The 24,054-nt window shown below is 69.1% G+C and carries 25 protein-coding genes and 2 pseudogenes; 13 read left to right on the top strand and 14 right to left on the bottom strand.

The features are described from left to right. Nucleotides 1-41: 41 nt before the first annotated feature. From V6S85_RS13565 to V6S85_RS26610, 8 genes and pseudogenes are all read right to left on the bottom strand, one after another. Nucleotides 42-386: an L-rhamnose mutarotase gene (locus V6S85_RS13565; protein ID WP_334349204.1), complete on the bottom strand. Its 345-nt coding sequence runs from the start codon at nt 384-386 to the stop codon at nt 42-44. Between the two features lies 1 nt (nt 387). Further along, nucleotides 388-1,116 carry an SDR family oxidoreductase gene (locus tag V6S85_RS13560; protein WP_334349203.1) on the bottom strand — a complete coding sequence of 243 codons (729 nt, stop codon included), beginning with the start codon at nt 1,114-1,116 and terminating at the stop codon, nt 388-390. Between the two features lie 12 nt (nt 1,117-1,128). Continuing rightward, a complete protein-coding gene (locus V6S85_RS13555) occupies nt 1,129-2,337 on the bottom strand; it encodes a UxaA family hydrolase (protein ID WP_334349202.1) in 1,209 nt (402 codons plus the stop codon). Continuing rightward, the gene (locus tag V6S85_RS13550) at nt 2,334-2,627 is read right to left on the bottom strand and encodes a UxaA family hydrolase (protein ID WP_116567597.1); all 294 of its coding nucleotides are present in this window, start codon (nt 2,625-2,627) and stop codon (nt 2,334-2,336) included. The genes V6S85_RS13555 and V6S85_RS13550 overlap by 4 nt, the downstream gene beginning before the upstream one ends. Continuing rightward, on the bottom strand, nt 2,624-3,643 hold the full coding sequence (locus tag V6S85_RS13545) for an aldo/keto reductase (protein ID WP_334349201.1): 1,020 nt from the start codon (nt 3,641-3,643) through the stop codon (nt 2,624-2,626). The genes V6S85_RS13550 and V6S85_RS13545 overlap by 4 nt, the downstream gene beginning before the upstream one ends. A 162-nt stretch (nt 3,644-3,805) precedes the next feature. Further along, complete coding sequence (locus V6S85_RS13540; RefSeq protein WP_442885665.1) at nt 3,806-5,524, bottom strand: TonB-dependent receptor; 1,719 nt, start codon at nt 5,522-5,524, stop codon at nt 3,806-3,808. A 167-nt stretch (nt 5,525-5,691) separates the two neighbouring features. Then, nucleotides 5,692-5,767: pseudogene (locus V6S85_RS26615) on the bottom strand (hypothetical protein); the annotation flags it as partial. After that, nucleotides 5,750-6,145: pseudogene (locus V6S85_RS26610) on the bottom strand (TonB-dependent receptor plug domain-containing protein); the annotation flags it as partial. The pseudogenes V6S85_RS26615 and V6S85_RS26610, both read right to left, overlap by 18 nt. A gap of 331 nt (nt 6,146-6,476) precedes the next feature. On the opposite strand from V6S85_RS26610, the gene V6S85_RS13535 reads away from it, so the two are divergent. Both V6S85_RS13535 and V6S85_RS13530 read left to right on the top strand, forming a co-directional pair. Further along, nucleotides 6,477-8,249 (top strand): arylsulfatase, encoded by a 1,773-nt coding sequence (locus tag V6S85_RS13535; RefSeq protein WP_334349199.1) that lies wholly within the window; start codon nt 6,477-6,479, stop codon nt 8,247-8,249. Next, nucleotides 8,249-9,166 (top strand): SUMF1/EgtB/PvdO family nonheme iron enzyme, encoded by a 918-nt coding sequence (locus V6S85_RS13530; RefSeq protein WP_334349198.1) that lies wholly within the window; start codon nt 8,249-8,251, stop codon nt 9,164-9,166. The genes V6S85_RS13535 and V6S85_RS13530 overlap by 1 nt, the downstream gene beginning before the upstream one ends. Here the strand turns inward: V6S85_RS13530 and V6S85_RS13525 are convergent. Next, a complete protein-coding gene (locus tag V6S85_RS13525; RefSeq protein ID WP_334349197.1) occupies nt 9,135-10,193 on the bottom strand; it encodes a glycoside hydrolase family 43 protein in 1,059 nt (352 codons plus the stop codon). The genes V6S85_RS13530 and V6S85_RS13525 overlap by 32 nt on opposite strands. Before the next feature lie 211 nt (nt 10,194-10,404). Here V6S85_RS13525 and V6S85_RS13520 point away from each other — a divergent pair, with 211 nt between their 5' ends. Next, complete coding sequence (locus tag V6S85_RS13520) at nt 10,405-12,369, top strand: acetyl/propionyl/methylcrotonyl-CoA carboxylase subunit alpha (protein WP_334349196.1); 1,965 nt, start codon at nt 10,405-10,407, stop codon at nt 12,367-12,369. A 220-nt stretch (nt 12,370-12,589) separates the two neighbouring features. Here V6S85_RS13520 and V6S85_RS13515 read toward each other — a convergent pair whose 3' ends face one another. Further along, a complete protein-coding gene (locus tag V6S85_RS13515) occupies nt 12,590-13,891 on the bottom strand; it encodes a cation:proton antiporter (protein WP_334349195.1) in 1,302 nt (433 codons plus the stop codon). Between the two features lie 168 nt (nt 13,892-14,059). Between V6S85_RS13515 and V6S85_RS13510 the strand changes: the two genes are divergently transcribed. Beyond that, nucleotides 14,060-14,458, top strand: coding sequence for a DUF1489 family protein (locus V6S85_RS13510; RefSeq protein ID WP_334349194.1), 399 nt, complete (start codon nt 14,060-14,062; stop codon nt 14,456-14,458). A 168-nt stretch (nt 14,459-14,626) separates the two neighbouring features. On the opposite strand, the gene panC is transcribed toward V6S85_RS13510, so the two are convergent. Continuing rightward, complete coding sequence (gene panC / locus V6S85_RS13505) at nt 14,627-15,490, bottom strand: pantoate--beta-alanine ligase (protein WP_334349193.1); 864 nt, start codon at nt 15,488-15,490, stop codon at nt 14,627-14,629. A 202-nt stretch (nt 15,491-15,692) separates the two neighbouring features. On the opposite strand from panC, the gene mipZ reads away from it, so the two are divergent. Next, on the top strand, nt 15,693-16,529 hold the full coding sequence (mipZ, locus tag V6S85_RS13500) for a division plane-positioning ATPase MipZ (protein WP_101719620.1): 837 nt from the start codon (nt 15,693-15,695) through the stop codon (nt 16,527-16,529). A 31-nt stretch (nt 16,530-16,560) separates the two neighbouring features. After that, nucleotides 16,561-16,989: a J domain-containing protein gene (locus tag V6S85_RS13495; protein WP_116567664.1), complete on the top strand. Its 429-nt coding sequence runs from the start codon at nt 16,561-16,563 to the stop codon at nt 16,987-16,989. A gap of 76 nt (nt 16,990-17,065) precedes the next feature. Here the strand turns inward: V6S85_RS13495 and V6S85_RS13490 are convergent, their stop codons facing one another. After that, entirely contained in the window at nt 17,066-18,376 is a 1,311-nt protein-coding gene (locus tag V6S85_RS13490) for a D-alanyl-D-alanine carboxypeptidase family protein (RefSeq protein ID WP_334349192.1), read from the bottom strand. Between the two features lie 336 nt (nt 18,377-18,712). Here V6S85_RS13490 and V6S85_RS13485 point away from each other — a divergent pair, with 336 nt between their 5' ends. The 4 genes from V6S85_RS13485 to V6S85_RS13470 all read left to right on the top strand — a co-directional run bounded on the left by V6S85_RS13485 (nt 18,713) and on the right by V6S85_RS13470 (nt 21,719). Beyond that, nucleotides 18,713-19,147 carry a phasin family protein gene (locus V6S85_RS13485; protein WP_116488910.1) on the top strand — a complete coding sequence of 145 codons (435 nt, stop codon included), beginning with the start codon at nt 18,713-18,715 and terminating at the stop codon, nt 19,145-19,147. A 183-nt stretch (nt 19,148-19,330) separates the two neighbouring features. After that, on the top strand, nt 19,331-19,789 hold the full coding sequence (locus V6S85_RS13480; protein ID WP_058347593.1) for a RidA family protein: 459 nt from the start codon (nt 19,331-19,333) through the stop codon (nt 19,787-19,789). Further along, nucleotides 19,789-20,562 (top strand): glycerophosphodiester phosphodiesterase, encoded by a 774-nt coding sequence (locus V6S85_RS13475; protein WP_334349191.1) that lies wholly within the window; start codon nt 19,789-19,791, stop codon nt 20,560-20,562. Before V6S85_RS13480 ends, V6S85_RS13475 begins: the two co-directional genes overlap by 1 nt. Further along, nucleotides 20,559-21,719 (top strand): GNAT family N-acetyltransferase, encoded by a 1,161-nt coding sequence (locus V6S85_RS13470; protein WP_334349190.1) that lies wholly within the window; start codon nt 20,559-20,561, stop codon nt 21,717-21,719. The genes V6S85_RS13475 and V6S85_RS13470 overlap by 4 nt, the downstream gene beginning before the upstream one ends. A 15-nt stretch (nt 21,720-21,734) precedes the next feature. Here V6S85_RS13470 and V6S85_RS13465 read toward each other — a convergent pair whose 3' ends face one another. Both V6S85_RS13465 and V6S85_RS13460 read right to left on the bottom strand, forming a co-directional pair. Then, nucleotides 21,735-22,220, bottom strand: coding sequence for a pyridoxamine 5'-phosphate oxidase family protein (locus V6S85_RS13465; RefSeq protein WP_116567624.1), 486 nt, complete (start codon nt 22,218-22,220; stop codon nt 21,735-21,737). Between the two features lie 49 nt (nt 22,221-22,269). Further along, complete coding sequence (locus tag V6S85_RS13460) at nt 22,270-22,860, bottom strand: DUF4287 domain-containing protein (protein ID WP_334349189.1); 591 nt, start codon at nt 22,858-22,860, stop codon at nt 22,270-22,272. A 54-nt stretch (nt 22,861-22,914) separates the two neighbouring features. On the opposite strand from V6S85_RS13460, the gene V6S85_RS13455 reads away from it, so the two are divergent. The 3 genes from V6S85_RS13455 to V6S85_RS13445 are packed head-to-tail and all read left to right on the top strand — an operon-like array spanning nt 22,915 to nt 23,985. Then, nucleotides 22,915-23,346 (top strand): HIT family protein, encoded by a 432-nt coding sequence (locus V6S85_RS13455; protein ID WP_116567628.1) that lies wholly within the window; start codon nt 22,915-22,917, stop codon nt 23,344-23,346. A gap of 52 nt (nt 23,347-23,398) precedes the next feature. Continuing rightward, on the top strand, nt 23,399-23,755 hold the full coding sequence (locus V6S85_RS13450; protein WP_334349188.1) for a hypothetical protein: 357 nt from the start codon (nt 23,399-23,401) through the stop codon (nt 23,753-23,755). Beyond that, on the top strand, nt 23,689-23,985 hold the full coding sequence (locus tag V6S85_RS13445; protein WP_334349187.1) for a hypothetical protein: 297 nt from the start codon (nt 23,689-23,691) through the stop codon (nt 23,983-23,985). Before V6S85_RS13450 ends, V6S85_RS13445 begins: the two co-directional genes overlap by 67 nt. Nucleotides 23,986-24,054: the final 69 nt, after the last annotated feature.

The raw sequence follows: 24,054 nt of genomic DNA, 5'->3' as shown, positions 1-24,054 counted from the left end.
ACGCGAAAACAATCGTGGTGGTGGGAGAGCGGCCAGGACGGTCAGGGCTGCTCGGAGAGGGCGAAGATCCGACGCATGTCGCGCCACTTCTCGGTCGGGGCCGAGCCGGGCAGGGGCTTTTGGAAGGCCGACATCAGCCGTTCCCAGGCCCGGACGTCCCGCGAGGCCATGTCGGCGGCGGCCTTGGCCTGGGGCGAGAAGTCAGGTCCCGCCTCGATGACCATGAACAGGCGGTCCTGGACGCGCCAGATCTCCATCTCGAGAATGCCGGCCTCGCGGATCGACCGGATCACGGGCTCGGGCGCCGCGCCGGGGCGGTGCCAGGCCTCGTAACGGGCGATCAGGTCGGCGTCGTCCTTGAGGTCGAGAGCGAGGCAGCGGCGCACGTCAGTTGATCCAGCCGCCGTCGATGATGTGGATCTGGCCCGTGGTGAAGGCCGACTCGTCGCTGGCCAGATACAGCGCCAGCTGGGCCAGCTCTTCCGGCTTGCCCAGGCGCCCCATCGGCTGGCGGGCGGTGAAGGCCTTGTGGGCGGCCGCGTAGTCGCCGGTGTCGGCCAGGCGCTGGTTCAGCGAAGGCGTGTCGACCGTGCCCGGGCAGATGGCGTTGCAGCGGATCCCCTGGCCCACGAAGTCGGCCGCCACGGCCTTGGTCAGGCCGATGACCGCGGCCTTGGTGGCGCCGTAGGCGAAGCGACCCGGCACGCCTTTGATCGAACTGGCCACCGAGGCCATGTTGACGATCGAACCGCCGCCGGCCGCCAGCATGGCCGGCAGGAAGGCCCGGATGGCGCGGTACTGGGCCGTGACGTTGAGGTCGTTGGAGAAGGCCCAGGCCTGCTCGTCGCAGTCGAGGATCGTGCCGGAATGGACGTAGCCGGCGCAGTTGAACAGCACGTCGACCGCGCCCAGCTCGGCGGCCAGGGCTTTGATGGCGTCGGGATCGCGCACGTCGAGGCGGCGGCCCTCGCAGCCTTCGACGCTGGCCAGCAGGTCGGCGTTGAGGTCGGTGGCGATCACCCGCGCGCCTTCACGGGCGAAGAGTTCGGCGCTGGCCTTGCCGATGCCTTGGGCGGCCGCCGTCACGAGGGCGGTCTTGCCTGAAAGTCTTCCCATCGGTGTCGCCCCTTAACTTACGCGCCGCAGCGGCAGGCAGGCCGGACCGATCGGGTCGAAGGCCTTGTAGGTGAGGATGAATTCCTGGTGGCCCAGGGCCTCCGACACCGTCCGCGCGCCGCCGGCCACGGCCAGCACCAGGTCGAAGATCTCGTCGCCGACCTCGTCCAGCGTGCCGCGGCCTTCCATGATCCGGCCGGCGTCGACGTCCATGTCGCCGGAGAGCTTGCGGTAGGTCTCGGGATTGGCGCAGACCTTGATCACCGGCGAGATCGCCGAGCCCACGACCGAGCCGCGCCCGGTGGTGAACAGGGTCAGGTGCGCGCCACAGGCGATCAGTTCGACGATCTCGGCGTTGTCGGAGATGTTGGGGAAGCCGAACCGCACCTCGCCGTCAGGCACGACGTCGAGCAGGTAGAGACCGCCGCTGACCGGCTGGTCGCCGGGCTTGAGGATGCCGACGATCGGAGCCGAGCCCGACTTGGAATAGGCCCCCATCGACTTTTCTTCCTGGGTCGTCAGGCCGCCCTCGGCGTTGCCGGGCGCGAAGCTGCCGTAGCCCATGACGGTGTAGTAGGCCTCGGCCTTGCGGACGCTGGCCTCCAGCGCGAGCCCCAGTTCCGGCGTGATCGCCCGGTCGGCCATGATCTTCTCGCAGCCGACCAGTTCGCCGGTCTCCTCGAAGACGCAGGCCGCGCCGGCCGCGCCCAGGCGGTCGAAGGCGCGGCCGACGGCGGGGTTGGCGGTGATGCCGCTGGTGCCGTCCGAGCCGCCGCATATCGTGCCGATCACCAGTTCGGAGACGTCCATCGGAACGAGTGGCGCCTGGTCGGCGATAGCCTTGAGGCGAGCGACGGCCTCGACGCCCTTGCGGACCGTTTCGGCCGTGCCGCCGCTTTCCTGGATGACCAGCACCTCGACCGGGCGGCCGCTGGCGGCGATCGTCGCGCGCAGGGCCTCGCGGTTGAAGCTCTCGCAGCCCAGCGAGATCAGCAGCACCCCGCCGACATTGGGGTGCGCGCCGATCGCCTGCATGACCTTCAGCGCATAGGCGTTGGGATAGCAGCCGGGGAAGCCGATCAGGTGGACGTCCGGATCGTCGCTCTTCGTGACGATGGTGCGGGCCACGTGATGGGCGCACTCGACGAGGTACGCCACCGCCACGACGTTGCGGACGCCCTTGCGGCCGTCGGCGCGCAGGAAGCCGGTGAGCGCGCTCATGACGGCTCTCCCGTGGCCTGGCGGGTGTGGCTGGCGATGTAGTCGCTCTTCATGTTGTGCATATGGACGTGGGCGCCGGCCGCGGCTGGAGCGGTCATCGAGCCGATCGGCGCGCCGTACTTCAGCACCTTGTCGCCGATGGAGAGGGCGTGGCGGGCGATCTTGTGGCCGACGGCCACATCCTGCGGCGCGGCCAGCATCGCGCCGTCGATCTCGATCGTTTGGCCAGCCTGGATCGCGGCGGCGAGCACGAGGACGTTGTCGTCCGGATGCAGCAGGATCGGCTTCATGCGGCGGCTCGCGCGACGGGTGTCGGCGCGGCTGGATGCAGCAGGCCTTCGGCGCGCAGGTCGCTCCAGAGGGCTTCGGGAACCGGCGTCTGCGTCCAGGCGACGGCGTCGGCGACCTGGGCCGGGCTGGCCATGCCGGGGATCACGCAGGCCACGGCCGGGTGGGCGAGCGGGAATTGCAGGGCGGCGGCGGCCAGCGGCGCGCCATGGGCGGCGCAGACCGCGCGCAGGCGCTCGACCCGCGCGACGATCCCGGCGTCGGCCGGGGCGTAGTTGTAGTGGATCGGCCCGCCGCCAGGCGTCTCGACCAGGGCGCCGGAGTTGAAGGGGCCGCCGACGATGATCTTTACGCCCCGCCGCTCGCAACGCGGCAGGAAGCCGTCCAGCGCGGTCTGTTCCAGAAGGGTGTAGCGGCCGGCCAGCAGGAAGACGTCGAGGTCGGCGTGGTCCAGCGCCTCGTCGCAGACCGCCTGCTCGTTGACGCCCAGGCCGATGGCGCCGACCAAGCCGGCGTCCTTGAGTTCGCGCATGGCCTTGTAGCCGCCGTCCAGGAAGGCGCGCATGTGGCCCGGATGGGCCTCGCCATGGGTCAGGCGGCCCAGGTCGTGGGCCAGCAGGATGTCGACGCGGTCGCGTTGCAGACGGCGCAGGCTGGCCTCGAACGATCGCATGACGCCGTCATAGGAATAGTCGAACACCGGCTCGAACGGGGCGGCGTCGACGAAGCCGTGGCGCTCGCGGGCAGGGGAGGCGATCGGCTCGAGGATTCGGCCGACCTTGGTGGAGATCATCACCTCGCGGTCGGCCAGGGCCTGGCCGTGGCGGGTCTCGCTGAGGCCGAAGCCGTAGTGCGGGGCGGTGTCGAAATAGCGGATGCCGGCCGACAGCGCCGCGTCGATCACCGCGAGGGCGTCGACGTCGGAGACGGCGGCGTAGAGGTTGCCCACGGCCGCGCCGCCAAAGCCCAGTCGCGGCAGCCGCGCCAGGGCCTGCGATCGCTCTTGGGCGACATCCATTCGCGTTTCCATCCCGTTTATTTATAAAATAGATATTGCCAGTAAAATTCCACCGCCGGCGCGGCGAGTCAATCCGCCTCCCATCAAGCGCAGCCATCCAGACAAAGAAAAAGGGCCCGCGGTGAAGCGGGCCCAGTAGGTAGAAGCAGGAGGAGGCGAGGGTTAGCGACGGACGCGCAGCGTCACGCCGAAGGTGCGCGGATCGCCCAGCGTGCCGGTGATCGCGCCGGTGTTCCCCGCGCCCAGCGACAGGTAGTAGAGCTTGTCGAAGACATTGCGGCCCCAGACCTGCAGGTCCCAGCTGCCGTCCTCGGCGCCGATGCCGGCGCGCAGGTTCAGCAGGGTGTAGCCCTTGATCTTGGAATACTCCGAGTTCGAGGCGCTGGTGTAGTACGACGACTTGTAGCTGGCGTCGTAGCCGGCATAGGCCTGCAGGCCGTCGCCGCGCCAGGTTCCGGCGGCCTTGCGATACTCGCCGCCGGTCGAGGCGGCCCATAGCGACGCGCCGGGCAGGCGGCGGCCGGTGAGATTGCAGTAGGTCGACAGCTGGATCTCGATCGGGCAGGCGGCCTGCTCGTAGCTGGTGTAGCTGGCGTCGTTGTAGGTGGTCGAGCCGTAGAGGGTCAGGCCCTGGATCGGCGCGGCCCGCAGGTCCAGCTCGACGCCGCGGCTGCGCACGCTGCCGGCGTTGGTCAGGTAGCTGGTGTTGTTGATCAGGTTGACGGCGGTGGTCTGGTAGCCGTCGTCCTTCGTCCAGAACAAGGCCAGGTTGGCGGTCAGGCGGCGGTCGAACCAGGTGCTCTTCAGGCCCGCCTCGTAGGCGTCGATGGTCTCCGGCGCGATGACCGGATCGACGGCGTTGGCGCCGGAGGTGTTGATGTTCGACAGGTTCAGGCCGCCGGCCTTGTAGCCCCGGGCGTAGGTCGCATAGACGAGCGGGCCGTTGTCGAAGGTGTAGGCCAGGGTGACGTTGCCGGTCAGGCTGTCGCCCGAGGTCTTGGACGAGAACGTATTGGCCGCGCCGAAGCGGGCGCGCAGGGCCAGGGCCGTCGCCCGGTCGGCGGCGCTGAGGCCCGACAGGTCCGCGCCCCAGGCCGTCTGGTCGAACCAGCCGGTCATCTTCTCGTAGGTGTAGCGCAGGCCGCCGGTGATATCGAAGCGGTCGGTGACGTGCCAGGTGCCTTGCGCGAAGGCCGCCGCGCTGGTGGTCTCGGGGCTGGAGTGGCTGACGATCGAGTAGTTGTTCAGCGCCGCCGCCCGCACCGTGGCCGAGGCCGCCGCCGGGGCCAGCAGCCAGTCGGCCGCCGCCGGGCCGTAGTAGTTGACCGCTTCGGCCTCGAGATCCTGCCAGAAGTAGTAGAGGCCGGCGACGTAATCGAGCTTGCGGTCGCCTTCCGAGCGGATGCGCAGCTCCTGGCTGAACTGCTGCTGGTCGTTGTCCTGGTGGGCGTCGATGATCGCCGAGACGGTGGTGCCGTCGGCGTCGTTGTGCGGGCGCCAGTGCCAGCCGCGCCAGGCGGTGACCGAGGTGATCGTGGCGTCGGCCAGCTTGTAGTCGACGATGGCCGAGACGCCGCCGTGGGTCTCGAAATAGCTGTTCTTGGTGTTGACCGAGACGCGGCGGGCTTCCGGATCGATCGGCGGCGGCGTGAAGCCGATGCGCGCCGTGCGGGCCAGGTAGCCGTTCGGATAGGCCGCGCCGCTGTCGGCGTAATTGGTGAAGAGGCCGGTCAGGACGCCGGCGGCGGTGTTGGAATACTGCTGGCCGTAGTCGCCCGAGAGCTTGATGGAGAGCTTCTCGTTCGGCGTCAGCAGGAACTGAACCCGGCCTCCGAAGTCGTGATAGTCCTGGGTTTTCGACCCGTCATAGACGTTGGTCATGTAGCCGCCGCGCTGGGTGTTGGCCAGCGAGACGCGGTAGGCCAGCTTGTCCTCGACGATCGGGCCCGAGGCGATCAGGTGGGCCTGGAAGTAGTCGTAGTTGCCGCCGGTGACGTCGGCCGAGAACTCCGGCGTGAACTTCGGCTCCTTGGTGGCGATCACGAGGGCGCCGGCCGAGGTGTTCTTGCCGAAGAGCGTGCCTTGCGGGCCGCGCAGCACCTGGACCGAGTCGAGGTCGGCCAGGTCGAACACCGCCTGGCCCGGACGGCCCAGATAGACCTGGTCGAGATAGACGCCGACCGCCGACTGCAGGCCGTCGTTGTAGACCGAGACGTTGTTGCCCAGGCCCCGGATGTTGATGCTGGTGTTGCGCGGGTTGGTGACGCTGACCGACAGGCTGGGCGACAGGGTCTGCAGGTCGCGGACGTTGAAGGCGCGGGCGGCTTCCAGCTGGGCGCCACCGAAGGCCGAGACGGCGACGGGCACGGTCTGTGCGTCCTCGTCGCGGCGGCGGGCGGTGACGACCACGGCCTCAAGGCCCACGCTGTCGTCGGCCGACGCCGAGGTCGGCTCGGGGTTCGCGGGCGTCTCGGCGGCGAAGGCGGGCGCGGCGCCGGACATCAGGGCCACGCACGAGGCGGCCAAGGCCAGGCGACGCAGCGTCGCGCCGTGGTTGTGGTCACGGCGAGTATTCGCCTGGTGAATAGAAACGAGTACGCCCGACATCGCGAGGAGCCCCCATAGACTGCAAGAACAACCGCAGAAAACGACGGCCATTGACGCGTCGGCGGGCCCTTCGCCGATGCGTCGTCGTTGCGGTGCGGAGGGAGCTTTAAATCCCAACTACTCCGATCGGCATTACAGAAATTCTCAACAGGGCGTTTCGAAATTGTCGTAAGAGCGCTCGACGTCGAAGGCCTTAGGGGGAAGGGAGAACACGAGGGAAAGCGTCATGAAGACCCATCACACGACCCTGCGCGGACGGCTTCTGGCCGGCGCCCTGATCGCCGCGACCAGCCTGGCGGGCGGCCTCGCCAGCGCCGCGGAACCCGTGGCTGCGGCCGCGACCCGCGCGGTCGAGAAGCGTCCGAACTTCTTGATCATCGTCGCCGATGACTTGGGCTATTCTGATCTCGGAGCATTCGGCGGCGAGATCGAGACGCCGAACCTGGACGCCTTGGCCCAGGGCGGCGTGCGGCTGTCGGGCTTCCACACCGCGCCGACCTGCTCGCCGACCCGCTCGATGCTGATGACGGGCTCCGACAACCACCAGGTGGGCCTGGGCTCGATGGCCGAGGTGCTGACCCCCGGCCAGAAGGGTAGGCCGGGCTACGAGGGCTATCTCAACGAGCGCTCGGTGACCGTGGCCGAGCTGTTGCGCGACAGCGGCTATCGCACCCTGATGGCCGGCAAGTGGCACCTCGGTTTGGCTGACGACCAGTCGCCGGCGGCGCGCGGCTTCGAGCGATCCTACGCCCTGCTGCAGGGCCTGCAGAACCACTTCGGCGAGGACCAGACCGAGGCCTACAAGGCCGCAGGCGCGGCCTCGACCTTCCGCGAGGACGGCAAGGTGGTGACCTATCCCAAGGGCGTCTACTCGGCCGACTTCTACGGCGACAAGATGGCCCAGTTCATCCGCGAGGGCGCGGGCGACGGCCGGCCGTTCTTCGCCTACCTGACCTTCACCGAGCCGCACTGGCCGCTGCAGGCGCCGCCCGAGACCATCGCCAAGTACAAGGGCCGCTACGACGCCGGCTACGAGGCCCTGCGCGAGCAGCGGCTGGCGAAGCTCAAGGCGCTGGGCCTGGTCCCCAAGGACGTCAAGCCGCATCCGTTCGTCGACACCCCGGCCTGGAGCTCGCTGAGCCCCGCCGAGAAGAAGGACCAGTCGCGCCGGATGGAGATCTACGCGGCCATGGTCGACCGCATGGACCAGAACATCGGCAAGGTGGTCGCGGCCCTGAAGGCCTCGGGTCAGTACGACAACACCGTCATCGTCTTCCTGTCGGACAACGGCGCCGAGGGCAGCCGCATCGACACCATCCGCGGCGTGCCCGATCCGGCCAAGCTGGCGACGCTGCCGGTCGACAACAGCTTCGACAACCTGGGCGCCGGTTCCTCGCACGTGGGCTACGGCCCCGGCTGGGCGCAGGCGGCGACCGCGCCGACCCGCCAGGTCAAGGGCTACACCACCGAGGGCGGCATCCACACGCCGGCCATCGTCGAGGGACCGGGCGTCAAGGGCGACGGCCGCATTGTCGACTCCCTGGCCCACGTGGCCGACGTCGAGGCCACGGTGCTGGAGCTGGCCGGGGTGAAGCGTCCCGATACCTATCGCGGCCGCGCGGTGGCGCCGTCGATCGGCCGCTCGTGGGTTGCGGCCCTGGCCAGCGCCGACGCCGGCGTGCGCGGTCCGCAGGACCTGGTGGCCTGGGAGCTGTTCTTCCGCCGGGCCGTGCGCCAGGGCGAATGGAAGGCGATCTATCTGCCCAGCGCGCCGGGCGGGGCGGCCTATTCGCGCGAGGCGGTGCTGCCGGCCAACTGGCAGCTCTTCAACCTCAGGAGCGACCCCGCCGAGGCCGTCGACCTGGCGTCCAGCCAGCCCGAGAAGCTGAAGGAACTGGTCGAGGCCTGGAACCGCTACGCCGCCCAGAACGGCGTGGTCCTGCCGCCGCCGCAACCGGCGGCCGGAGCGCCCGCGCCCGCCAAGGCCGGCGCGCGTTGATGCGGCGCGGCCTTCCTGGAGCGGCGGCGGTGGTCGTGCTGGTCGCGGGCCTCGCGGCCGGCGGCTTCACCACCGCCGACCCGGCGGGCGTCGAGGTCGCGGCGATCCGCGCCGCGCCTCCGGGCGCCTGCAAGACCCAGGAGGGCCGCGCCTTCATTCCCGCCGGCGAGGTGTCGCTGGGCGAGGACGGTCCGGGACGGCCGGGCAGGGCGGTCAAGGTCGAGGGCTTCTGGCTCGATCGCCACGAGGTGACCAACCGCCAGTTCGCCGCCTTCGTCGACGCCACCGGCTACGTCACGCAAGGCGAGCGCGACGGGGCCTCGGCGGTGTTCGTCCAGCCCGAGCACCTGTCGGGCATGGATGACGCCGGCCAGTGGTGGAAGCTGGTCCGCAAGGCCAGCTGGCGCCGTCCGCACGGCGGCGGGGCCGACGACCTGGCCCATGCCGACGAGCCGGTGGTGCACGTGGCCTATGCCGACGCGGCGGCCTATGCCCGCTGGGCCGGCGGGCGCCTGCCCACCGAGGCCGAATGGGAGCGGGCCGCGCGCGGCGACCAGTCGGGACCGCGCGCGCCGCAGGCCTGGGCCTATGACGACGACGGCAAGCCCACGGCCAACACCTGGCAGGGCGAGTTCCCGCTGGCCCAGGCAGGCGAGGACCATTTCACCGGCCTGGCTCCAGTCGGCTGCTTTGCGCCCAACGCCTTCGGCCTGTCGGACATGATCGGCAACGTCTGGGAGTGGACGGCCAGCCCGGCCGGGGCTTCTGGCGTGGAGCGGCTGATCAAGGGCGGCTCATTCCTCTGCGCCTTCAACTACTGCGCCAACTTCCGCCCCGCCGCCTGGCAGGCCCAGGAGGAGGGCATCGGAACCTCGCACGTGGGGTTCAGGGTGGCGTACCAAAATCCCTCTCTCTGAGAGAGAGGGATTTCTCATCCCCATCCAAATCCAGCCGCTGCCGCACGATCTCCAGCCGATCCCCGGCGTCGCGCATCTCGTAGAGCTTGCCGCGGGCGTTCTTGAACGGGCGGTGGACGACCATCATCAACTGGCCGTCGAAGCGGTGGAACAGCATGCCGTGGCCGCTGTCGTGGCGGACCAGCGGCGGCAGCTGCTCCCACGGTCCCTCGATCGTTCCGCTCGTCGAGCGCGCTTGCGACTGGACATAGCCGTCCTTGTCGTAGCTGGACCACAGCATCAGCAGCTGGCCCGTCCTGGTGGTGAACAGCTGCGGGCCATCGGTGACGTAGGCGAGATCGCCCTCGGGCTGCTTCTTGCCGTCGGCCCAGGGTGCCTGGCTGGCGGTGAACAGCGTGCGGGGCGGGCCGGCGGCGGCCAGGTCGTCCGTCAGGGGCAGGGCCTCGATGGCCCCGTCGCCGACCTGCAGCCACTCGCGCGAATAGACGTACCAGGGACGACCGTCGGGGGCGACGTAGAGCGTGCCGTCGAGGGTCATCAGGTCCTCGGGCGCGACCGGTTCGCCGTTGCGAACGACCGCGAAGGGGCCATCGGGGCTGTCGGCCATGGCCAGGATCGTGCCTCGCCGGTAGGGGCGACGCTTGCCGGCCGGCGGCAGCAGCGCGGCCTCGTCGTGGAAGGTGGCGAAGAGGAACCAGCGTCCCTGCCATTGGTGGATTTCCGGCGCCCAGGCTCCGCCCTTGAACCAGGCGTCGGCAGGCGCGCGGAAGACGCAACGGGGCTTCTCCCAATCCAGCAGGTCGCGGCTGACGTACATCATCGTCCCCAGCCCCGGCGTTCCGCTGAGCCGCGCGATGTTGGAGGTGTAGAGCCGGTAGAGGCCGGCCTTCTGGTCGGCGACCATGAACGGGTCGTGCAGCGGCATGTTGGGCAGGCGCAGCATCGGCTCGGCGCGAACGGCGGCGGGCGCCAGCGCCAGGGCGGCGGCCCCAAGGGCAATGGCCCGTCGCGAGGTGTCGATGGGCATGCTTCCTCCGGGCGACGCTGTACGAGCCGTGATCTAGGAAGACATGGCGGCGCTTTGCAACGGCGAGGGCAGGGGGCAAGCTGGCGGCGTTGTCGCGGTGTGCGGCAAAGGTCGTGCTGGTCTATCGGTATTTTAGGGCATAAACCTCGACCGATAACGAAGCGTGCGACAGAGGCTGGTCCCAAACCGCCTCGTCCTGAGGAGGAACGCGTTGATCGAGTCGGTTCTGATCGCCAATCGCGGCGAGATCGCGCGCCGGATCATCCGCACCGCGCGCGAGATGGGCGTGCGCACCATCGCCGTCCATTCGGAGGCCGACAGCCACGCCCCGTTCGTGATGGAGGCCGACATGGCCATCCTGATCGGCGGCTCGCCGGCCCGTGAAAGCTATCTCGACCCGGCCAAGATCCTGGCCGCCGCGCGCCAGACGGGCGCCGAGGCGATCCATCCCGGCTACGGCTTCCTCTCGGAGAACGCGGACTTCGCCCAGGCGGTGACCGACGCGGGCCTCGTCTGGATCGGCCCGCCGCCTTCGGCGATCCGCGCCATGGGCCTGAAGGACGCCGCCAAGAAGGTGATGATAGAGGCCGGCGTGCCGACCACGCCCGGCTATCTGGGCGACGACCAGTCGGTCGAACGACTGAGCGCCGAGGCCGGGAAGATCGGCTTCCCCGTGCTGATCAAGGCCGTGGCCGGCGGCGGCGGCAAGGGCATGCGCAAGGTCGATCGGGCCGAGGACTTCGTCGAGGCCCTGGGCTCGTGCCGCCGCGAGGCCGCGGCCAGCTTCGGCGATGACCGCGTGCTGCTGGAAAAATGGGTCACCCGCCCGCGCCACATCGAGGTGCAGGTGTTCGGCGACCAGTTCGGCGAGGTCGTTCACCTGTTCGAGCGCGACTGCTCGTTGCAGCGCCGCCACCAGAAGGTCATCGAGGAGGCTCCGGCCCCCGGCATGGACGAGGAGACCCGCGAGGCCGTCTGCGGCGCGGCCGTGCGCGCGGCCCAGGCCGTCGGCTATGTGGGCGCCGGCACGGTGGAGTTCATCGCCGACGCCAGCGAGGGCCTGCGCGCCGACCGCATCTGGTTCATGGAGATGAACACCCGCCTGCAGGTCGAGCATCCGGTCACCGAGATGGTCACCGGCCAGGACCTGGTCGAATGGCAGCTGCGCGTCGCCTCTGGCGAACCGCTTCCGCTGGCCCAGGACGAGATCGAGTTGCAGGGCTGGGCCATGGAGGCGCGCCTCTATGCCGAGAACCCGGCGACCGGCTTCCTGCCCTCGACCGGGCCGCTGAAGCACTTCCGCCTGCCGGAGGGCGACGTCCGCGTCGACAGCGCGGTCGAGGAGGGCGGAGAGGTCACGCCCTTCTACGACCCGATGATCGCCAAGCTGATCGCCCACGGCGTCGACCGCGAGGACGCCGCCCATCGGCTGGCCGAGGCCTGCAAGCTGGTCGAGGTCTATCCGGTCAAGACCAACGCCGCCTTCCTGGCCGCTTGCGCCAGCCATCCGGACTTCGTCGAGGGCGCGATCGACACCGGCTTCATCGCCGCCCGTCTCGATGAGCTGACCCAGCGCGGGTTCAGCGACGCCCCGACCCTGGCGGCGATCGGCCAGCGGCTGGAAAGCTTCATGGCCGCCGACCAGCCCAAGGCCGATCCGTGGGCCAGCGCGCCCTCGCGCCTGCTGGGCTTCCGCATGGGCGCGCCGCGCGCGGCCATGGAGCTGCCGCTGACCATCGACGGCGCCAGGGTTCCGCTGCGGGTGGGCCTGGTGACGGGGGCCGGCGACGATTGGTCGTGGGACATCACCGTCGAGGACGGCCGGCCGCTGGACGACGTCGACGTGCTGCCCGGAGTCTACGGCCGCGACCCGCTCTACGTGTTCGAGGGCGGCGACGTGCGCGAGTTCGACTTCACGCCCCAGGTCGGCGGGGGCGCGCATGGCGCGGCGTCGGACGGGGCGATCCTGTCGCCGATGCCGGGCAAGGTGGTGTCGGTGGCGGTTTCGGCCGGCCAGGCCGTGACCAAGGGCCAGACCCTGCTGGTGCTGGAGGCCATGAAGATGGAGCACGCCCTGGCCGCGCCGTTCGACGGCGTGGTCGGCGAGCTCGCGGCCGTGGCCGGCGGCCAGGTGGCCGAGGGCGTGGTGCTGGCGCGGCTGGAGGCGTCGGCCTGATCCTTCTCCCCCTGTGGGAGAAGGTGTCGGCCCCCGGGTCCGGCCAAAGGCCGCCCCGAGGATAAACTCCGCCGACGGATGAGGGGTCTCTCAAAAATCAAACGCCGCGACAGCTGATCGGCTGTCGCGGCGTTTCTGTTCATGCGGCCCCTCACCCGACCTCCTTCGGAGGCCACCCTCTCCCGCAAGGGGAGAGGGCCAGCAAAGGGGAGAGGGGGCTCTAAGCCGGCGCCCTCGCCAGTTCGCTGTCCTCGTCCTCGCTCTCGTCCAGCGCGCCAAGCTCGCCTCGGGCCCGCGCCGCCTTGCCGTAGAGGATCTCGAACAGCGGCGAGGCCATCAGGGTGGTGATGATCGCCATCAGCACCAGCATCGAGAACAGCGCCGGGCCGATGATGCCCTTCTGCAGGCCGATGTTGATGATGATCAGCTCCATCAGGCCGCGGGCGTTCATCAGGGCGCCGATGCCGCAGGCCGTGGCGTTGTCCTGGCCGGTGAGGCGCGCGGCGGCCCAGCAGGCGCCGCCCTTGGCCAGGATCGAACCGGCCAGGATCACCAGGGTCACGGCCACCAGGCTGACGCTGTTGACCATGGTCAGCTGGGTGTGCAGCCCCGAGAAGGTGAAGAACATCGGCAGCAGCAGGACGACCGCGAACGGCTCCAGCTGCTTCTTGACCTCGCGGCTCAGCACGCCGCGCGGCAGCACCGTGCCCAGGATGAAGCCGCCGAACACTGCGTGGATGCCCACCGCGTCCATCGCCCAGGCGCTGAGCATGAACAGCATGACCACGACGCCCAGGATGTTGGGCGTGACCTTGCCTTCGCGCTCGGCCCAGCGGCCCAGCGGGGCCAGAAGCTTGGGGCCCAGGGTGATCATGAAGGCGACGAAGACGGCTCCGCCGACGATGGCCTTGATGGCTACGGCCGGGCCGCCGCCGAAGGTGGCCAGCACGATGGCCAGCACCGTCCAGGCGCCGGCGTCGTCGATGGCGCCGGCTGATAGCGACAGGGTGCCGAGCGGGGTCTTCGAGAGGCCGCGCTCGTGGATGATGCGAGCCAGCATAGGGAAGGCGGTGATCGAGATCGCCGCGCCCATGAAGAGGGTGGCCTGGAAGGTGTCGATGCCCTTGCCGAACAGGCCAAGGCTCAGCAGCCACGGCGCGATGGCCACGGCCACCAGGAACGGCGCGGCCATGCCCGACAGCGACACGGCCGCCGCGCTCTTGGCGTTGCTCTTGAAGTGGTCGGCCTGGAAGCCGAGGCCCACCAGGAACATGTAGAGGCCCACGCCCATCTGGGCGCCGACATAGAGGACGCTCTTGGAGTCCTTGGGGAACAGCATGTGCTGGAGGTCGGGCGCCAGCAGGCCGAACAGCGACGGGCCCAGGATCACGCCGGCGATCATCTCGCCCACCACCTGGGGCTGGCCCAGATACTTCTTCGCGAGCCAGCCGACCAGGCGGCTGACGGCGATGATCACGAACATCTGTAGAAAGAAGACAACGCTGAGCTCAGCAGCCGTCATGGTCCCGTTCCCCCGAAATCGCGCCGTCCTTCGACGGTCGCCGTCTCTTCCCTTGACGCTCCGATATCACCGGTCTGGAACCGGACATAGATGTTAAATGATAGCGTTGTCACATAGATGCCGAAGGCGAGCGCTTGCGCGGCCGTCGCAGCGCGCTAAATCGGCTCCATGGCTCTGCACATGATCAAGCTGGTCGTCGGCTGCGACACGATCGACGACCTCGTCGCCTGGCACAAGGAAGGTCATCCGTGGGTGATGCACACCCGCATGACCCCCAAGCGGATCGACGAGATCCTCGACGGGGGCTCGCTGTACCGGGTGTTCAAGGGCCAGGTGCTGTGCCGACAGGCCATCATGGCCATCGATACGGTGGGCGAGGGGCAGAACGCGCGCTGCGAGGTGACGGTGGATCCGACCATCGTTCGTGTCGCGCCCCAGCCGCGCCGGGCCTTCCAGGGCTGGCGCTATCTCAAGCCCGAGGACGCGCCGCCCGACCTGACCGAGGGCGAGGCCGCCGAGATGCCGCCGGAGCTGGCTCGCCAACTCCGGGAGCTTGGCGCCTGGTGATCGTTTAGCGGATCATAAACCCAAGGGTGTGAAGCTGATGGCTCGACCTTCCAGAGGGAGAGCCAAGATGCGACTGGCCTATATGGCGCTCGGCATGGGCCTGCTGTTCCTGGCGATGGTGATCGCCGTCGGCATCGCCCTGGTCGCCAAGGGCTAGGGCGCCCCCATTCACGCGCCCATGTTGTCGATCAGGCGGGTCTTGCCCAGCCAGGCGGCCGCCAGCAGGCGCGCCTTGGCGCCGTTCCCTTCGGCCTGGGGCAAGGCGTCGGGCCCCAGGCGCGACAGGTCGTCGGCGTCGCGGAAATCGAAATAGTCCACCTGCCTGAAGCCGGCGGCCTCGAGCGCGGCCTTGCCGGCGGCTTCGGCCGTCTCGACGCGCTCGCCGGCCTGCACGGCGGCGATGGCGGCTTTCATGGCGTCGGGCAGGGCCACGGCCGCGGCGCGTTCCGCGGGCGAGAGGTAGGCGTTGCGCGAGGAGAGGGCCAGGCCGTCCTCGGCGCGGGCGGTCGGGGCGCCGACGATCTCGACGGGCAGGTCGAGGTCGCGGGTGACGCGGCGTATGACCTGGAGCTGCTGGTAGTCCTTCTCGCCGAAGATGGCGATGTCCGGCTCCGCCTGGATCAGCAGCTTGGTGACGACGGTGGCGACGCCGCCGAAGAACTGCGGGCGGGCCGCGCCTTCCAGCGGTTCGGACACGCCGGTCAGGTTGATCGTCGTGGAAAAGCCCTGCGGGTACATCGCGGCGGCGTTGGGAGCGAACAGCAGGTCGCAGCCGGCGCTTTCCAGCAGCTCGGCGTCGCGCGCCTCGCCGCGCGGATAGGCGTCGAAGTCCTCGTGCGGGGCGAACTGCTTGGGATTGACGAAGACGCTGGCCACGGTGCGCTTCACCCGGGTCTGGGCCAGGCGGACGAGCGACAGGTGGCCGTCGTGCAGAGCGCCCATGGTCGGGATCAGGCCCACCTGCTCGCCGGCGGCCTTCCAGGCGCGGACCTGCTCACGCAATTCGGCGACGGTGCGGACGATACGGGTCATGTCGGGGGACTCTGCTGCGACGCAAAAACGAGCGTTCGGACGCGCGGCTTATGGCCGATATGGGACATCGGGTCCACCTGCGACACCGAGTCTGTGGACGCAGGGCGCCATAAGATTGACGCTAGGAGCGCGCAGGGCGTTTCATGCGCGTTAAGATTTTGGTTAGATTCGCCCGAGTCGGGCGGAACGAAGGAAGAAGCCTATGGCCGAAACGCGCGTGATCGTCGTCGGCAACGAAAAGGGCGGGGCCGGCAAGTCCACCATCGCTATGCACCTGATGACGTCGCTGTTGTACGGCGGCGCCCGGGTCGCGATCATGGACCTGGACCTGCGCCAGTGCACCAGCATGCGGTTCTGCGAGAACCGCGCGGCCTGGCTGGCCGGCAACGACGTCAAGCTGCCGATGCCGCAGACCTTCCGTCTCAGCGACGACGACATCGCCCTGGCGGCGGCGTCGGAGGCCGAGCAGGTGGCCGCGTTCGAGAAGGCGTTCCTGGCCGCGCGCGAGGTGGCCGACTTCGTGCTGATCGACACCCCCGGCGGCGACACCCAGATCACGCGCATGGCCCACGGCCTGGCCGACCTGATCGTCACGCCGATGAACGACAGCTTCGTCGACTTCGACATGCTGGGCCATGTCGACCCGGTGACCATGGAGCTGCAGAAGCCCAGCCTCTACTCCCAGACGGTGTGGGAGGCCCGCAAGGCCCGCGCGATGGCCGGCCAGCGCCAGCCGCTGGACTGGGTGGTGCTGCGCAACCGCCTGGCCACCACCGAGGCCCGTAACCGCAAGCGCCTGGAAGACCGCCTGACGGCCCTGGCCAAGCGCGTTGGTTTCCGCATGGGCCCAGGCCTGCGCGATCGCGTGATCTATCGCGAGCTGTTCCCGTTCGGCCTGACCATCGCCGACCTGTCGACCCAGGTCCGCCCGGTGCCGGTGTCGCTTCAACACCTGGCCGCGCGCCAGGAGCTGCGGGCGCTGATGCATTCGCTTGGCCTGGCCGCCTTCTCGGGCGAAACTCTGCTCGCCGCCCAGTAACCCGCTGGGGCGGCGCCTGAGTCCGCGCATGCTGTTCTATCTGATCCTCGGCGCGGTGGTCGTCGCCTGGCTGCTATGGGGCAAGCGCAAGCCGCTGCTGGCCGGCGAAGGCTGGCGGATCGGCGCGGGCGTCATGTCGGCCGCCGCCTTCGCGGGCGCGGCCTATACCGGCATCCGCAGCCAATGGCCGGTGGCGATCGCCTTGGGCGTGATCGGCCTGTGGTGCGCCACCTCGGCCCGCCAGCGGCCGGTGGTCCGCAAGGTGGCCGAGCCCCGCAAGACCGAACTGTCCGCCAGCGAGGCCCGCTCGATCCTCGGCGTCGACGCCAAGGCCGGCCCCGACGAGATCCAGGCCGCCTATGCTCGCCTGATCCGCCTGGCCCATCCCGACAAGGGCGGCACGGCGGGCCTTGCGGCGCAGCTCAACGCGGCGCGGGACCGGCTGCTGAAGGGGCGGTGAAGGCTCGCACAGGGCTCAAGGAAAAAGCCGGCGACCGCGAGGTCGCCGGCTTTCCTGTTTTCGGCTCTGCCCGAGGTCAGCGCGGGGCGATGACCATGCAGGGCTGGCGCTTGGCGGTGATGGCCGAGCAGGCCGCGCGGGCGGCGTCGGCGGTCATGCCCTGGAACTGGGCGCGGAAGGCGCCGCCGGCGGCGCTGACCACGGCGCCCTCGGCGTCAGCCACGGCCTTGGCGAAGCGATCGCGGACGATGCCCAGCTGCTTGTTGGCCAGGCTCTTGGACTGGAAGGCGCCGACCTGGACGCTCCATTCGCCCTTGGGCTTCCTCGGGGCCGGCTTGGCGGCGTCCTTGGCGGCCTTGAGGGTGGGGGAGACCTTCACCGGGGCGGGCTTGGGGTTGTCGGTCAGCACGATCTTCAGGCCGGCCTGGTCGCCGTCGCCCTCTTCCGAGGAGGGGCGCATGATCGGGCCGGTCGGATCATCCTCGTAGAGGTTGGCGGCGATGCTGGTGCGCTCGCCGTGCGAGCGGCGGCGCATCACGTCGAAGCCGGTGGTCAGCAGGTCTTCCATGTTGTTGTCGCGCCAGGCGGTGGACGAGCCGCCGAGGACCACGGCGATCAGGCGACGGCCGTCACGCACGGCCGAGCCGGCGAGGTTGTAGCCCGAAGCGTTGGTGTAGCCGGTCTTCAGGCCATCGAAGCCTTCCATGCTCGACAGCAGGCGATTGTGGCCGCGGACATAGCCGCCGCGGAACTCGAAGCCCTTGAGGCTGAAGTAGGAATAGTACTGCGGGAAGTCGCGCATCGTGGCGCGCGACAGGATGGCCAGGTCGCGGGCGGTGCTGATCTGGCGGCTGTCGGGCAGGCCCGAGGCGTTGACGAAGCGGGTGTTGCGCATGCCCAGCTCCTGGCCCCTCAGGGTCATCAGGGCGGCGAAGCGGCTTTCGCTGCCGCCCAGCTTCTCGGCCATGGCGGTGGCGATGTCGTTGGCCGACTTCACGGCCATGGCGCGAATCGCCTCGTCGACGCTGAGGCTGTCGCCGGGGCGCAGGCCCATCTTGGTCGGGGCCTGGGCGGCGGCGCGCGGCGAGATCGGCACGCGGTCCGTCAGCTTCAGGCGGCCTTCGCTGAGCGCCTCGAAGGTGAGGTACAGCGTCATCACCTTGGTGACCGAAGCCGGGTAGCGGGGGCTGTCGGCCCGTTTATCGTAAAGGACCTCGCCCGAGTTGGCGTCGATCACGATGGCCGCGTACTTGGGTTCGGCGGCGTTCAGCTGCAGGTACGGGATCTGGGCCGAAGCGACGGTGGGAGCAGCGACGCCAAACAGCGTAGCCGCGGCAAGGCCGGCGGCGACGAGGAGGCGACGGGCGGAGTTAAGCTTGGCGAACATGCGACAAACGTCCGTCATTTGAACTGAGCGGTTCCGCACCGCCACACGCGTGAGAGCTAGCATGCGCGTTGTCGCCTTACGCCAAAGTAAACAACTGGTGAGCGATTTCGCCGCAGATTAAGATAAAACTTAGGCGTTGCGGCAACGCTTCGCCCGCCATGCGTTCAGCGCACGGAGCAGCTTCACCTAGGGTTATGGTGCGCTGCACAAAATCGTTTGACTGCTGCACTGCAACATGAGAAAACCATGTCGTCCCAACGCATGGCGCGGGATCGCGACCGGAAAACCCTAACAAGGTCGCGTCGTCCCACCATGACCCGCCCAGGAGCCCTCCCCATGGCCGTCACCGAGACCCTGAAGAGCACCGTCGAGCAATACTCCACCGCCAGCAACCAGGCGTTCAAGGATGGTGTCGAGAAGTCGCTGGCCGCCCTGGCCGAAGCCAACACCCATTCGAAGAAGAACCTCGAAGCCGTCGTCGCCTCGGTGACCGCCGCCACCAAGGGCGCCGAAGCCCTGGGCGCCGAAGCCTTCGCCTACTCGAAGAAGGCCGCCGAGGATCAAGTCGCCGCGGCCAAGGCCCTGGCCGGCGCCAAGAGCGTGCAGGAAGCCGTCGAACTTCAGACCGCCTGGGCCAAGTCGGCGCTGGAAGCCTACATCGCCCAGCTGAGCAAGGCCTCGGAGATCGTCTCGGCCTCGATCAAGGACTCGGTGAAGCCGCTGAACGAGCGCGTCACCGCCACGGTCGAGAAGTTCCAGGCCGCTCGCTAATTCGAGATTTGGAACGGCCCCGCTTGCGGGCCGTTTCATAAGTCTACCCAGCCTTCAGGCTCGGACCTCGCGGTCCGGGCCTTTTTTCTTGTGCGCCTTGGCCCGGACCCTGCGTCCGGGCCTTTTTTCTTGTGCGAAGGCGCGCCCTTGCTAAGCATGCGCTCTCGGTAAGGGAGCGTTTGAATGTCGAAGGTGGAAGAGCGTCTGGCGGGTCTGGGGATCACGCTGCCGCAGCCGGTGGCCCCGGTGGCCAACTACGTGCCGTTCGTGCGCTCGGGCAACCTCGTCCACATCTCGGGCCAGATCTCGATCGATCCGGCCGGCGGCATCAAGGGCACGGTCGGCGTCGACGTCGACCTGGAGACCGCCCAGAAGGCCGCGCGGCTGTGCGGCGTCAACCTGCTGGCCCAGATCAAGGCCGCCGTCGGCGACCTCGACAAGGTGGCCCGGGTGGTCAAGCTGGGCGGCTTCGTGCAGGCCGGCCCGGACTTCATCGACATTCCCAAGGTCATCAACGGCTGCTCGGACCTGATGGTCGAGGTGTTCGGCGACGCCGGCCGCCACGCCCGCTCGGCGGTCGGCGTCTACAAGCTGCCGCTGGGCTTCGCCGTCGAGGTCGACGCGGTGGTGGAGGTCTTCTAATGCGCGCGCGTCCGCGGCCCGGGACCGAGGTGTTCGGCGAAGCGTGGGAGCGCCTCTTCGATCCGCCGATCGCGCACCGGGGCCTGTGGACGCCGGGCGGCGCGCCCGAGAACTCGCTGGCCGCCTTCCAGGCCGCCTGCGCAAAGGGTTACTCCATCGAGCTGGACGTGCAACTGACGGCCGACGGCCAGGCGGTGGTCTTCCATGACGATCGCCTGGAGCGCCTGACGGGCGTGGAGGGGCGCCTGCGAGACCACACCGCGGCCGAACTCGGCGCGATGAAGCTGTCGGGGACCGACGAGACCATTCCGACCCTGGCCGACGCCCTGGCGGTGATCGGTCACCGGGCCATGGTCCAGATCGAGCTCAAGACCCCGTTCGGCGAGGTCGGCGAGCTGGAGAAGAAGGTCTCGGAGATCCTGATCGACCACAACGGTCCGATCGCCGTGATCGGCTTCAACCCGTACTCCCACGCCTGGTTCGCCGACCACAATCCGCAGGTGCTGCGGGGGCTCGATTCCTATGCCTGGAACGACGAGAGCGCCCGCAAGCTGGCGCCGGAACTGCGCAAGTCGCTGGCCGCGTTGGAGCAGGTCGAGATCGCCCGGCCTGATTTCCTCGCGCTGGGCCTGGATATGCTGCCCAGCCCGCGCGCCGACGTCTTCCGCGCCAAGGGCATGCCGATCGTCGCCTGGACGGTGCGCTCGCCCGAGCAGTGGGACGCCGTTTCCGACCATTGCGACAACCTGATCTTCGAGGGCTTCGCTGCGTGAGTTCGCTTAAGGCGGAGGTGCGCATCCACCGCCGCATCGCCGACATCGGCAAGGAAGCATGGGACGCCTGCGCCGGAATTTCCGGCGATCCCTTCGTCAGCTTCGACTTCCTCGACATCCTCGAAGAGAGCGGTTGCGCCAGCGATCGCACCGGCTGGGCGCCGCACCACGTCAGCGTCTCCGACACCGACGGCGCCATCGCCGGGGTGATGCCGCTCTATCTGAAGAACCACAGCCAGGGCGAATACGTCTTCGACCACGCCTGGGCCGACGCCTACGAGCGGGCAGGGGGCGCCTACTATCCCAAGCTCCAGTGCTCGGCGCCGTTCTCGCCGGTGACCGGGCCGCGCCTGATCGCCCGGCCGGACGTCGATCCGGACGAGGCGCGCTCGGCCCTGCTGGGCGGCGCGCTGACACTGTGCGAGCGGATCGGCGCCTCGTCGCTGCACGTGACCTTCCCCACGGAAGACGAGTGGGACTGGATGGGCGACCGCGGCCTGCTGCGCCGGCAGGACCAGCAGTATCACTGGGAAAACGCCGGCTACGCCACCTTCGACGACTTCCTGGCGGCCCTGTCGGCCAACCGCCGCAAGACCATCCGCCGCGAGCGCCGCGACGCCCAGGACGGGTTGGAGATCGTCGCCCTGACCGGCGACGAGCTGACCCACGAGCACTGGGACGCCTTCTTCGCCTTCTACATGGACACCGGCGGCCGCAAGTGGGGCCGGCCGTACCTGAACCGCCGCTTCTTCTCGCTGCTGCAAGAGCGGATGGCCGACAAGGTGCTGCTGATCCTGGCCCGGCGGCCGGGCGGGCCGTGGATCGCCGGCGCGCTGAACCTGCTCGGCCGCGACTGCCTCTACGGCCGCCACTGGGGCTGCACCGAGGACGTACCGTTCCTGCATTTCGAGCTCTGCTACTACCAGGCCATCGAGCACGCGATCCGCCTTGGCCTGCCGCGCGTCGAAGCCGGCGCCCAGGGCCAGCACAAGATCGCCCGTGGCTACCTTCCCAGCGCCGTCTATTCGGCCCACTGGATCGCCGACCCGGCCCTGCGCGAGCCCGTCGCCCGCTACCTGGAGCGCGAGCGCGAGGCGGTGACGCAGGACATGGCGATGCTCACCGAGGAGTTCTCACCGTTTAGGCACGAGGCCTAGGGGCGCTTTCCCAGGCTAGTGCAGGCTGACCTCGGCCACCTTGTCGCGATAGTCGCGCTTGGGGTCATGGCCCAGCATCAGCTTCATGCCGGCGAACAGGCTGTTCTCGTTGAGCCAGATGCGGGCGTGCTCGGGATCGAAGCGCAGCAGGCGAAGCGTCGGATCGGTCTTGCCGGTGAACCAGGCGGCGACGAACGGGCTCCAGAGGCCGTCGATGGCCTGGCGGTCATTGTCGATCCGCAGGCGGCCGTCGATCTCGGCGAACAGGTCGTGGCCCTTCGAGGCGAAATGCATCACCGCGTCGCGCTCGCGGTCGAGAGCGGCGACCATGTCGCAGTCGGCGGAGGTGAAGATCCAAAGCGGGCCGCCTTGCTCGCTTTCCATCAGGGCGGTCATCGGCTGGCTGTGGCCGCCCTCGACGTCGCGCAGGCCCAGCATGACGGTCCGGTCGGCCTTCAGGGTCTTCCAGAACTTGGCGGTTAGATCGGCTTCCTTGGACATGGTCTTGTCCTCCCGCCGTCAAAACGTGGCCGCGCCCGGCGCCGTTCCGTCAGGAACGGTCCCAGGCCGCTTTCAGCAGGGCCTTCACTTCGTCGTCGACCTCGGCCGGGGAGGCGAGGCTCAGCTTGGCCTTCAACCGCTCGGACCAGCTCTCGTTCTTCGGTTCGGACAGGCGAGGGGAGGCGTCGGGCGTCAGGGCCAGGCCCAGCGACACCGTTCCGCCCTTCACCGGCTTGGCGGCCGCGAACTGCACCTTGCTGGACCAGGCGGTGAAGGCCTTGCGCTGGCCGGTGACGAGGCCCGGGAAGTCGGCCACGGCCGCCTCGATCGCCGCCAGGATCGCGCTGGAGGCCGGGTCGGTCCACAGCGCCGCGCGCAGGCCTTCGGCGTCGTCCCAGCCCAGTTCGGACGGGAAGGCTGCGCCCAGGATGTGGGCGGCGCGATTGACGCCCAGGCCGTGGTTGGCCTTCAGCCAATCCACCCGAGCCTTGGGCTTGGTCTCCTTGCAGTCGCGGCGGACGATCTCGACCCATTGCTCCAGGGTCTTGCCGGTGTCGCGTTCGAGGCTGGCCTGCACCGAGGCGAACCACTTCTTCTGGCGTTCGGTCAGGCCCTGGCCCGTCTCGTCGGTCTTGCCCACGCTTGCGCCCCTTCCCTGGTTTGCTAGAGCCTGTCCCACGCAATGGAGACGACCATGAGCCTTCACGGAACCTACGACCCGGACAACATCTTCGCCAAGATCGTTCGCGGCGAGATCCCGAGCGTGAAGGTTTTCGAGGACGACGAGGTCCTGGCCTTCATGGACGCCTTTCCGCAGTCGCGCGGCCACCTGCTGGTGATCTCCAAGACCTCCAAGGCGCGCAACGTGCTGGAGGCCGAGCCCAAGACCCTGGGCCGGCTGATCGGTGCGGTGCAGAAGGCGACCCGCGCGGTGACCCAGGCCCTGAAGCCCGACGGCGTGGTCGTCACCCAGTTCAACGGCGCCCCGGCCGGCCAGACGGTGTTCCACCTGCATTTCCACGTCATCCCCCGCTACGAGGGCGAGGCCCTGGGCCGTCACGGCGGCGGCATGGCCGATGTCGAGGAGCTGAAGGCCCTGGCCGCGAAGATCAGCGCGGCGCTCTAAAGCTTCAGGTTGCCGGGCCTTGCGAACCTCGCCATACGGAGGCGGGGGCTGCATGAGACTTCATCCGATCACCTGGATCCTGCTTGGGTCGGCCGGCGTGCAGCTGGGCGTGCTGGCGCTTCACGTCCTCGGCGTCGCCCAGGCGGCCGGCGAGGCGTCGCAACTGGCGACCTCTGCCGGCTACGAACCGGAGATCCTCCAGGCCTGGCTCGGCCGGTCGCTGGGGGAGGTGCTGCAGCGCCTCGGCGCGATCGTGGTCAATGCCGGCCTGGCCGCCTGGGTCGAGTTCCTGGCCCGCACCTACCGAGATCTACGCGCGGCGAACGCGCTGGGAGACGCTTTATGCCCGACGCCCTGGACGCCCCCGCCGATCATGCCTTCGCGTTCATTCGCCGCCTGCATCCGGTGACCCGCATCGTGGCGGCCGCCGGCCTCGTCAGCTTCTGCGGCGACCTGATGCAGCTGGTCGGCATCGTCTCGGCGTTCCAGCATGGGGCGGCCGCTCAGCCGATGGGCGCCACGATCGCGGGGTTCCTGACCAGCCTCGGCTATACGATAGGCTATGTCGGCGCGGCCGCGACGGTGGAGTACCTGTTCCGCATCTGGCGCGAAGTGAAGGCGATCCGCGAGCGCGGCTGACGCGCGACATCGGCGGGGGCCGATACCTGGTCGGCGAACGATACAGGTCTCGTCATCCGGGCTGAAGGC

Origin of the sequence: Caulobacter sp. CCNWLW153 (genome assembly GCF_036889365.1) — a bacterium.
Taxonomy (GTDB): domain Bacteria; phylum Pseudomonadota; class Alphaproteobacteria; order Caulobacterales; family Caulobacteraceae; genus Caulobacter; species Caulobacter radicis.
This window is presented reverse-complemented; position numbering and strand designations above follow the sequence as displayed.